Source organism: Pseudomonas sp. UBA6699 (assembly GCF_002454615.1).
Taxonomy (GTDB): domain Bacteria; phylum Pseudomonadota; class Gammaproteobacteria; order Pseudomonadales; family Pseudomonadaceae; genus Aquipseudomonas; species Aquipseudomonas juntendi.
The window spans coordinates 1-10,785 of sequence record NZ_DKJF01000124.1 but is presented as its reverse complement, the minus strand read 5'-3'; the positions used below and the strand labels follow the sequence as shown (position 1 = coordinate 10,785).

At 62.3% G+C, this 10,785-nt stretch carries 9 protein-coding genes; 8 read left to right on the top strand and 1 reads right to left on the bottom strand.

Annotation, left to right across the window (positions count from 1 at the left end; translation table 11 throughout):
* Together B3361_RS22560 and B3361_RS22555 are read left to right on the top strand one after the other, a co-directional pair.
* Positions 1-3,364, top strand: a 3,364-nt coding sequence (locus B3361_RS22560) for a type I secretion C-terminal target domain-containing protein (RefSeq protein WP_286920369.1), incomplete at its 5' end; no start/stop codon positions are given.
* 212 nt (positions 3,365-3,576) lie between these two features.
* Entirely contained in the window at positions 3,577-3,918 is a 342-nt protein-coding gene (locus B3361_RS22555; protein WP_054906178.1) for a hypothetical protein, read from the top strand.
* 23 nt (positions 3,919-3,941) lie between these two features.
* Here the strand turns inward: B3361_RS22555 and B3361_RS22550 are convergent, their stop codons facing one another.
* On the bottom strand, positions 3,942-4,502 hold the full coding sequence (locus B3361_RS22550) for a WYL domain-containing protein (RefSeq protein ID WP_054906179.1): 561 nt from the start codon (positions 4,500-4,502) through the stop codon (positions 3,942-3,944).
* Positions 4,503-4,709: 207 nt separating this feature from the next.
* Here B3361_RS22550 and B3361_RS22545 point away from each other — a divergent pair, with 207 nt between their 5' ends.
* The 6 genes from B3361_RS22545 (at position 4,710) to B3361_RS22520 (ending at position 10,747) form a co-directional block, all read left to right on the top strand.
* Complete coding sequence (locus tag B3361_RS22545; protein WP_054906180.1) at positions 4,710-5,504, top strand: tetratricopeptide repeat protein; 795 nt, start codon at positions 4,710-4,712, stop codon at positions 5,502-5,504.
* 210 nt (positions 5,505-5,714) lie between these two features.
* Complete coding sequence (locus B3361_RS22540) at positions 5,715-6,167, top strand: MarR family winged helix-turn-helix transcriptional regulator (RefSeq protein ID WP_029885345.1); 453 nt, start codon at positions 5,715-5,717, stop codon at positions 6,165-6,167.
* Positions 6,164-8,251, top strand: coding sequence for an FUSC family protein (locus B3361_RS22535; RefSeq protein ID WP_286920368.1), 2,088 nt, complete (start codon positions 6,164-6,166; stop codon positions 8,249-8,251). Before B3361_RS22540 ends, B3361_RS22535 begins: the two co-directional genes overlap by 4 nt.
* On the top strand, positions 8,248-8,460 hold the full coding sequence (locus B3361_RS22530) for a DUF1656 domain-containing protein (protein ID WP_009682394.1): 213 nt from the start codon (positions 8,248-8,250) through the stop codon (positions 8,458-8,460). The genes B3361_RS22535 and B3361_RS22530 overlap by 4 nt, the downstream gene beginning before the upstream one ends.
* Complete coding sequence (locus B3361_RS22525; protein ID WP_009682395.1) at positions 8,457-9,332, top strand: HlyD family secretion protein; 876 nt, start codon at positions 8,457-8,459, stop codon at positions 9,330-9,332. The genes B3361_RS22530 and B3361_RS22525 overlap by 4 nt, the downstream gene beginning before the upstream one ends.
* Complete coding sequence (locus B3361_RS22520; protein WP_029885348.1) at positions 9,329-10,747, top strand: efflux transporter outer membrane subunit; 1,419 nt, start codon at positions 9,329-9,331, stop codon at positions 10,745-10,747. Before B3361_RS22525 ends, B3361_RS22520 begins: the two co-directional genes overlap by 4 nt.
* Positions 10,748-10,785: the final 38 nt, after the last annotated feature.

Genomic DNA, 10,785 nt, shown 5'->3' with positions numbered 1-10,785 from the left:
CGAGAAACTGGTGCCGAGCACCACCAGCGTCAGCACATCGGTCACCGACGAGCCGTCTGGCCAAGGTGACGTTGCCAAAGTCAGCATCAACGGCACGACGTCTCTGAACGAAGGCGAGACGGGTACTTACACCCTGAACCTCACCCACGAGGCCAAGGACGAAGTCACCGTTACGCTCAGCTACAGCGGCACCGCCAAGAACGGCGAGGACTTCATCGGTGTGACCACTGTGAAGATTCCGGCCAATAGCAGCGGTACCACGTTCACCATCGGCACCATCGACGACAAGCTGGTCGAAGGTACCGAAAACTTTGTGGTAACGATCGTAGGCGTGTCGGGTGGCAAGTTCGAGAACCTGCAGGTGGATACCAGCAAGTCGAGCGTTACCACGGCCATCGTAGACAACGACCACATGCCGGTTTCGCGCGACGGTGCAGTGTTTGGTGTGGAAGACACCGACTATGTGTTTGCCTGGAGCGACTTCAATGTTTCCGACCCCGATGGCAACACTGGTCTGTCGGTAACCATCAGCTCGATCCCGGGTTCCGGCACGTTGCAGTTCTTCAACGGCACGGCCTGGACGAATGTGGGCGTTGGCCAGGTTGTCAGCCAGGCCAGCATCGAGGCCGGCAACCTGAAGTTCGTTCCGCTGCGCAACGAGTCGGGGACCGATAATTATGGCGGCAACGGCGTGGGCAACCAGCAAGCCGACTACGCGCAATTCAAGTTCAAGCCGAATGACGGCACCAACGTAGGCACAGATTCGACCATGAAGGTCGACATTCGCCCGGTTGCCGACAAGCCGACGCTGAGTTTCGGCAGCGCCGACATCGATTCCAAAGGCCTCACCAAGGAAGTCTGGAACAGCCTCAAAGGTCTTGGCACGGGTGGTAACGGCATTACCGGCGATGACCTGAAGACGGTCTTTGCCAACTCGGGCAGTGCCAGCTCCAGCAGCACCACGACCAATGTTCAGTCCGATGGCAGCGTTGCAGGTGGCACCGGTTCGAAAACCTCAGGCCTGATCTACCTCGAAGCCGGCAAGACCTACACCTTCAGCGGCACTGCCGACGACAGCTTCGTGGTCACCATCGGCGGCAAGACTGTGGTCACTGCCACCTGGGGTGCTGGTGGCCAGGTGTCGGGGACCTTTACCCCGAACACCAGCGGCTACTACCCGATCGAGGTCTACCATGCCAACCAGGCCGGCCCAGGCAGCTATGACCTGAACATCAAGGTCGGCGACGGTCGCGTCACCGACCTGAGCAGCTCGAACATCAAGATGTACCAGAACGTGACCGAGATGGCCAAGGCTGGCCTGGGCGTGTCCGATCTGCACACTGTGAACGGGCAAAGCTACTACGACGGCTACAAGCTCAACGAGGGGCCGGAGGGCGGCTCGGTCAAACTGGTGGCTATCTCTACCGCCCTGACCGACACTGACGGTTCGGAAACCCTGAGCGTAAGCCTCAGTGGTATCCCCAAAGGGACCGTGCTCAGCGACGGTGCAGGCCATACTGTCACGGTAGGCAGCACGCCGGTGGACGTAACGGGCTGGAAACTCAGCAGCCTGACGCTGACGCCACCGACCTACTACAAAGGTTCGTTCGACATCACGGTCATCTCGACTGCCACTGAAAGCGTGGGTGGTTCGGCTATTACCACCGGCAATATCCCGGTAACCGTGTATCCCGCGACCTACAAGGCCAGCGTAGGCACATCGGGCAACGACGCCCTCACCGGCAGCGAAGGTAACGACATCATCGTCGCCGACGTGGCGGGCCTGAACGTGGTCCAGGGCAAGAACTACAACATTGCCTTCATGGTCGACAGCTCGGGCAGCATGAGCGATAAGTCGATTGCCGATGCCAAGACGCAGTTGGCTTCGGTATTCAACTCGCTCAAGGCCAGCCTGGGTGCTGATACCTCGGGTACGGTGAACATCTTCCTCGTCGACTTCGACAGCCAGGTGAACAAGAACGTGGCGGTGAACCTTGCCGACGCGGATGCATTGAGCAAGTTGCAGGCGGTACTTAACTCGATGGTGGGTGGTTACTACGGGGGCGGCACCAACTACGAGGACGCCTTCAAGACCACGTCCAACTTCTTCAAGAGCACCATCGCCACCGGTAACAAAGGTGCTGAAAACCTGACGTACTTCATTACCGATGGTAAGCCAACGTTCTATCAGAGTGGCGAGTCGACCAACCCTCGTTTGTGGACCGGCGGCAAGTACCTGGACGATGTGGTGAACGTCAACAATTACAAAATTGGCGATACGTTCAGCACCATGGTCGATAGTACGCACAGGTTCGACATCGACAGCAGTGGCACTGTTTACGTCTACACGTACAAGAGCAATGGTACTGTCGATACCTACGAAGTGGGCACCATCCATGCCCAAGGTGATGGCACCTACGAGATATCCTCGCGAGCGGGCTGGGGGAATGAGTGGAGCTATAGCGAGGCGGCCTCGGGTTCCACGGCTAGCTTCGCTGTGCTGGGTGGCACTAACGGTTTGAGCAAAGTCCAGGCTATCGGCTTGAACAGCGATGTGACGCTCACTGATTTGAAGCCGTACGACAGCGCAGGCAAGCCGCAGACCAACATCGACCCGTCCGACCTGGCGAAGGCGATTCTCGGTCATACCGAAGCCACGGTGCCAGGTGCCGATACCATCGACGGTGGCAACGGCAACGACATCATCTTCGGCGACCTGATTACCCTCAATGGTGTCGTCAGCGAGGGCTATCAGGCCCTGCAAAGCTATGTCGCACAGAAGAGCGGCGTTGATGTCAGCTCCATCACCACCAGCAATGTCCACCAGTACATCACTGAGCACTACAACGAGTTCGACATCTCCGGCGCCAAAGACGGCAACGACATCCTGTCAGGCGGCAATGGCAACGACATTCTCTTTGGCCAAGGTGGTAACGACACGCTCGATGGTGGCAAAGGCAACGATATCCTGCTGGGCGGTACCGGGAACGACACCCTCATCGGTGGCCAGGGCGACGATATCCTGATCGGTGGCAGCGGCGCAGACACCTTCGTGTGGAAGGCGGGTGATTTCGGTAACGACGTCATCAAGGACTTCAAGATGGGGGACAAGGACAAGATCGACTTGAGCGATCTGCTGCAAGGCGAGAAGGGCAGTACCATCGACAATTACCTGAAGCTCACCACGGTTGAAGGTACGACCACCTTGCAGGTCAGCAGCGAAGGCAAGCTCAACGCCGCAGGCGGTATCGCCAATGCCGATGTGACCATCAAGCTTGAAGGGGTGAACTGGTCCAACACCACGATCAACTCGTTGATCAGCGGTGCTGACCCGACCATCATCATCCACAACAAGGACAGCTGATGTGTTGAAGGGGCCGCGCCTGACCGTCGCGGCCCCTGTTTCATTCCACAAGGCCGCGCCCGCAAGGGCTCCATCAACCAGTTAATGGCCGTGCCGGCTCTTTCCTGGCACCTTCCGACAGCGCATACTCAGGCGCTGGGCCTGCGTGCCTGCTGATCTTTGCCTATGCTGCTGCCTACCAACAAGGAACCAAAGTGACGAGGGACACCGCCATGTTCTACGTGCAACGCAATGCCGCCGGTAAGTTGCTGCGTGTAGAGGCAGCCGCTTTTGATGAGTTCACCGAGATGCTCCCAGCCGACCATGCCGATATTCAGGAATGGTTTGCCGATGATGTCGTGGAAAACAGCCTCAATCAGCTCAAGCAAAGTGACCTGGACATGATCCGCGTGCTTGAAGACCTGATCGATGTGCTGACTGCCAAAGGGGTATTCAAGATCACTGACCTGCCGCCGGGTGCACAGGCCAAGCTGCTGAACCGCGCTACCGCGCGCAAGGCCCTCAGCAGCCTGAATAACCTGATCGACGAAGATGAGCAGGGCGGGTTGATCTAAGCCTGATTCAGCCCCGGCGCAGGCTAGCGATTCTGGTACTGCGCAGCCGCATTGCTCAAGGTTTTGCCAATCTCCTCGCGCAACCCCATCGGCTGCTCCACCACCACCCCGTCCCCCTGGCTCAACAGCCACCAGCGCAGCGGCCAGCCATCGCTGACCGTGGCTCGCAGCCGGTGCCCATGCTCCAGCGCCGTCAGCTGCATGTCGCTGCTCAGCGGGGCCTCGCGCAACTGCCGCGCCAATGCATCGCTGATCCACGCAACCAACTCCACGCCCTCCCCCTGGGCCGGTTGCAGTGCATCGCCGCGCAAGTGGGTCAACAAGTCGAAATTACCGCGCAGTTCGCCCACGGCACCGGCCGCCCAGTGCCAGCCGAACGGTATGCTCTTGTCATTGCGCTCCAGCGGAAAAATCAACGAAAGCTCATTCAGGTCGCGTTCAACGGTACGCTTGCTGACAGTGAAGCCCACGTCGCGCAGGCGCCACACCAGCTCGGCGCTGGTAATGCCCGGGGAGCGACTGGGTAGCTGACGCAGCAGCGCCCATTGACGGCTGAGGGTGGCGCGAGTGGTGGCGAACGGCAAAAGATAACGTCCTTGTCTAGGCTTGCCGTCATAGCATGGCGGCAGGCGAGGGTCATGGCAATTGGCCACGCCCTGCTCAGATCAAATAAGTCGCATTTGGTTGCCTGGTGTCGAATCGTTCGCGACAGGTTTTGACGTGACATCACGCAGAATCACGCCTCATCACAGCCGAAGGTTGGGGTTGTGCGTCGTTCAATGAGGATGAACATGTCTGCTGCCAGCAATATCCATTCGCTGCTTGCCCGCCTTTTGCCCGAACGGGTCATCGCCGCCCCGGCACCGGCCGGCAGGCGGCACCGGTTGTTCGCCGGGGTAGGCTTGCCCAGCCAGCGCTCGCTGCTGATCAACCGCTTGGATGAAGCCAGTGACCTGCAGGCGGTTTACGCCGACCTGCGCCACCAGGCGTTGCAAGGTAGCGTAGCGGCACTCAACGACCTGGGCTGGATCTGGCTCAACGGCAAGTATTGGCGCGCTGACACCGTGCTGGCCGGGCACCTGTTGCGCATGGCGGCGCTGCAGGGCAATGCTGCCGCGTGGTTCAACCTGGGCCAGCAGCATTACTTCGGCAAGGGCGTCGACACCTCCTATGCCCAGGCGGCGGATTGCTACCGGCAGGCCTTCGAGCGCGGCATGTTGCATGCCGCAGCGGCCTTGGGTGACCTGTATGAAGAAGAAGTGTGCGATGGCGAGCAGCAATGGCAGGTAAACCTGGTGCAGGCTTACCAGTGGTTCATGCGCGGGGCCGAGCGTGGCGAAGCGCGTTGCCGCTTCGAGGTGGGTTATCGCTTGATGCACGGGTTGTACGTGGAACCCGACATCAAGGCTGCATTGTACTGGCTGGAACTGGCGGCAGCCGCAGGGGTGGTACAGGCGGCCGAAGAGCTGGCGGTGCATTTCAGCAGCCGTGACAGCGTGCGCTACCTGCAGTGGCGCGACCGCGCCTTGCAGATGGGCAGCACACTCGCCCTGACCATGAAGCTGGAAGACCAGATACACCCCTGATTCCCTCGCTCGCACAGGCGACCACAGGCTGCAGTATGTGTGCAATGCCTGTGGGAGCCGGCTTGCCGGCGATAGGGCCAGCACAGGCAATACACCCTCCAGCATGCACAACCATTCATCCATACCCCTCGTCACCCGCTGTTGACGACAGGGGGAGGTACGAGCGTATATTGATAGTTAGCAAACTATGAATATACCTGGATACTGTTCATGTCCCTTGATCTCCTGCGCCTGCAGGTCAGCAGTGGCATGGTAGTTGCGGCTCGCCATTGGCGGCGCATCTGCCATTGCGCGTTGACCAGTTACGGCATCTCCGAGGCCTGCGCTGCGCCGCTGCTGATGATCGTGCGCCTCGGCGACGGTGTGCATCAGGTAGCGGTGGCCCAGGCAGCCGGCCTGGAAAGTCCGTCACTGGTACGCCTGCTCGACCAACTGTGCAAGGCCGGCCTGGTCTGCCGCAGTGAAGACCCCCTGGACCGTCGCGCCAAGGCCCTGAGCCTCACCGCTGAAGGCCGCCGCTTGGCCGAAGCCATCGAAGCCGAACTGGTGCGCGTGCGCAGGGATGTGCTGCAAGGCATCGACCAGGCTGACCTGGAAGCCGCCTTGCGCGTGCTGCGCGCCTTCGAGGCTGCCGGCCTGGGCGGTGCAGGCGGGGTGGCATGAACGGCTTCTTCAGCTCGGTCCCCCCGGCGCGGGACTGGTTCTACGGTGTGCGCACCTTCGCGGCCTCGATGACCGCCCTGTACATTGCCCTGCTCATGCAGTTGCCGCGGCCCTACTGGGCCATGGCCACGGTGTACATCGTTTCCAGCCCCTTCGTTGGCCCAACCAGCTCCAAGGCGCTGTACCGTGCCGTGGGCACCTTGCTCGGTGCCGGGGGGGCGGTCCTCCTGGTGCCACCGCTGGTACAGTCGCCGTTGCTGCTGAGCATTGCCATCGCCCTGTGGACCGGCACCCTGCTGTTCCTTTCGCTGAACCTGCGCACGGCCAACAACTACATGCTGATGCTGGCCGGCTACACCTTGCCGATGATCGCACTGGCGGTTGTGGATAACCCCCTGGCGGTGTTTGAGGTCGCGTCTTCCCGCGCCCAGGAAATCTGCCTGGGGATTGTCTGCGCAGCCGTCGTTGGCGCCATTTTCTGGCCTCGCCGGCTGGCCCCAGTGGTGGTCGGCGCCACCGGCAACTGGTTTACCGAGGCCCTCAACTACAGCGATACCTACCTGGCCCGCGCTGGCAGCACCGACAAGGTCGGCGGCATGCGCGGGGCGATGGTCACCACCTTCAACTCGCTGGAGCTGATGATCGGCCAGCTCGGCCACGAAGGGGCTGGCCTGCACACCCTGAAAAACGCCCGTGAGCTGCGTGGGCGGATGATTCACCTGCTGCCGGTCATCGATGCGCTCGATGATGCGCTGGTCGCCCTGGAGGGCCGGGCCCCGGCCCAGTTCGCCCAGTTGCAGCCTGTGCTCGCCGCCGCTCGCGAATGGCTGCAAGGGACTGCCGCCAGCCCCTCTGTCGCCCGCTGGGCTGCGCTGCACGAGCAGATCGAGCGCCTGCAGCCCGCTGCCGCCATGCTCGACCAGCGCGCCGAGCTGCTGTTATCCAACGCCCTGTACCGGCTGACCGAATGGGCCGACCTGTGGCAGGACTGCTGCACCTTGCAACATGCCCTGCGCACTGACGATGCCACGCCCTGGCGGGCCGTGTACCGGCACTGGCGCCTGGGCCGCCTGACACCGTTCTTCGACCGTGGCCTGATGCTGTACTCGGTGGCCACCACGGTGCTGGCGATCATCGTCGCTTGTGGCCTGTGGATTGGCCTGGGCTGGAACGACGGCGCCAGCGCGGTAATTCTCGCGGCCGTGTCGTGCAGTTTCTTCGCGGCCATGGACGACCCGGCACCGCAGATCTACCGGTTCTTCTTCTGGACCTTGCTGTCGGTGATCTTCTCCAGCCTGTACCTGTTCCTGGTGCTGCCCAACCTGCACGACTTCCCGATGCTGGTGCTGGCCTTTGCCGTGCCGTTCATCTGCGTCGGCACCCTGACCGTGCAACCGCGTTTTTACCTGGGCACGTTGCTGACCATCGTCAACACCTCGACTTTCATCAGCATCCAGGGCGCCTATGATGCCGACTTCTTCACCTTCCTGAATTCCAACCTGGCCGGCCCTGTCGGCCTGCTGTTCGCCTTCATCTGGACGTTGGTCATGCGCCCCTTTGGGGTAGAGCTGGCTGCCAAGCGCATGACCCGCTTCGCCTGGCGCGACATTGTCGAAATGACCGGGCCGGCGACCCTGGCCGAACACCGCAAGCTTGGCGTACAGATGCTCGACCGCCTGATGCAGCACCTGCCGCGCCTTTCGCAAACGGGCCAGGACAGCGGTGTAGCGCTGCGTGACCTGCGTGTGGGGTTGAACCTGCTCGACTTGCTGGCCTACCTGCCGCGCGCTGGTCAGCAAGCCCGTGACCGCCTCAACACCGTGGTTACCGAGGTGGGTGCGCACTACGCCGCCTGCCTGCATGCTGGCCAGCGCCTGCATGCGCCGGCCGCGCTGCTGCGCAACATGGAGCGGGCGCGGCTGGCGCTGAACCTGGATGAACTGTACGAGCGTGGCGATGCCCGCACCCACCTGCTGCATGCGCTGAGCGGCCTGCGCCTTGCCCTGCTGCCAGGTGTGGAGGTGATGCTCGAACCCGACGAACAACTGCAACTGCCTGCCGGCCTCGACGGAGCGCCCCTGTGATTGGTGAACTGGATATCAGCGGGGTGTTCCTGCCCACGCTGTTGGTGATGATGCTTGGCACCTACCTGCTGTTCCTTGGGCTGCACGCGGTGCTGGTGCGCATGCATTTCTACCGCCTGGTCTGGCACCGGGCGTTGTTCAACGTTGCCCTGTATGCCGTGCTGCTTGGCGCGGTGGACCACTTTTGCCGAAACCTGATGCTGCCATGAAAAAACCTTTGCTGACCCTGGGCCGTGTGGTCCTGACCTTGCTGGTAGTGACCTTCGCCGCCGTGCTCGTGTGGCAGATGGTCGTCTACTACATGTTTGCACCCTGGACGCGTGACGGCCATATCCGCGCCGACGTGATCCAGATCGCCCCCGATGTGTCGGGCTTGATCCAGAAAGTCGAGGTGCACGACAACCAGACAGTCAAGCGCGGCGACGTGCTGTTCACCATCGACCAGGACCGCTTCACCCTGGCCCTGCGCCAGGCCAAGGCCACCCTCGGCGAGCGCCAGGAAACCCTGGCCCAGGCCTCCCGCGAAGCACAGCGCAACCGCAAGCTGGGCAACCTGGTGGCGGCCGAGCAACTGGAGGAAAGCCAGTCCCGCGTGGCCCGCGCCCGCTCGGCCGTCAGCGAGGCACAGGTGGCAGTCGATACCGCCCAGCTCAACCTCGACCGCTCGGTGGTACGCAGCCCGGTGGACGGTTACCTGAACGACCGTGCGCCGCGTAACCACGAATTCGTCACCGCCGGCCGCCCGGTGCTGTCGGTGGTCGACAGTGCCTCGTACCACGTCGACGGTTACTTCGAAGAAACCAAGCTTGGCGGCATCCACCTCGGCGATGCCGTGGATATCCGCGTGATGGGCGACAACACCCGCCTGCGCGGCCATGTGCAGAGCTTTGCCGCCGGCATCGAAGACCGCGACCGCAGCAGCGGCGCCAACCTGCTGCCCAACGTCAACCCGGCGTTCAGCTGGGTGCGCCTGGCCCAGCGTATTCCGGTGCGCATTGCGTTTGATGAAGTGCCAGAGGACTTCCGCATGATCGCCGGGCGTACCGCCACGGTGTCGATCATCGAGGGCCAGCACCCATGAAACAGCTCATCCTGGCTGGCCTGTGCCTGTCGCTGGGGGCCTGCATGATGGTCGGCCCCGACTATGAGGTGCCGAAGGACGCGGCGGTGCAACGCAGCGACCTTAATGGCCCGCTGCGCCAGGATGCCGACAGCGTGGTTTCGGCGCCGGTGCCCGAGGACTGGTGGCAGCTGTATCAGGATCAACGGCTGAACGAGCTGGTGCGCCAGGCCCTGAGTGCCAATACCGAGCTGCGCGTAGCCGCGGCCAACATCGCCAAGGCCCGCGCCCAGGTCGAAGTGGCCGAGTCGCAAGGTGGCTTCAACGGCGGCGTCAAACTGGGTGCCCAGCGCTTGCAGGAGTCTGGCGAAGCTTTCCTGCAGCCTGAGAAGGTGCCGGTGGCCAACATTGGCGAGGCCATCATCAGCGCTTCGTATCAGTTCGACCTGTGGGGCACGTTCAAGCGTGGTACCGAGGCTGCAAAGGCCAATGCAGACGCGGTGCAGGCTGCTGCCGATACCGCCCGCATCACCTTGGTGGCCGACGTGGTCAAGGCGTATACCCAAGTGTGCTCGGCCAACGAGGAATACCACATCGCCCGCCAGTCGCTCGACTTGCAGGAGCAAAGCGTAAAGCTTAACCAGCGCTTGCGTGATGCAGGTCGTGGCGATGAAACCCAGGTCACCCGCTCGCAGACCCAGTTCAAGTCCTTGCGCGCCGAACTGCCGCGCTTCAAGGCCGAACGTGAAACCGGCCTGTACACCTTGGCTGCGTTATTGGCCAAACCGGTAGACCAGTTGCCCGCCGGAACCGCCGATTGTGCCGAGCTGCCGCACCTGAACCAGTTGGTGCCGGTGGGCGACGGTGCTGCGTTGCTCAAACGCCGGCCTGATGTGCGCCAGGCCGAACGCCAGCTGGCCGCAGCAACTGCCTCTATCGGGGTTGCTACCGGCGCGCTGTACCCGGACATCAGCATCGGTGCCCAGGTGGGCACGATTGGTATTCTGGAAAACCTTGGTGAGCCGTCGACCAACCGCTGGGGTTTCGGCCCGCAGATCAGCTGGAGCATCCCCACCAACGGCACACGCGCGCGCATCCGCATGGCCGAAGCCTCTACGCAAGCAGCCTTGGCGAATTTCGACGGTGTGGTGCTGAACGCCATCCGCGAGACCCAGACTCGCCTGGCGCAGTACAGTGCCCTGCTGGACCGGCGTGACGCACTGGCCGAGGCAGAGAAGTCGGCCAAGGATGCGGCTGACCAGACGCACCGGTACTACCAGGCCGGGCGTGAGTCGTTCCTGGCGGACTTGCAGGCGACCCGCACCTATACTGACATGCGCGCGCAACTGGCAGCGGCCGATAGCCAAGTGGCGTTGGGGCAAATTGGTGTGTTCCTCGCCCTCGGTGGCGGCTGGAAGGACACCTCAAAGCCTTGAGGCCCAATCGCCGGCAAGCTGAACTGGCCTAATGATTT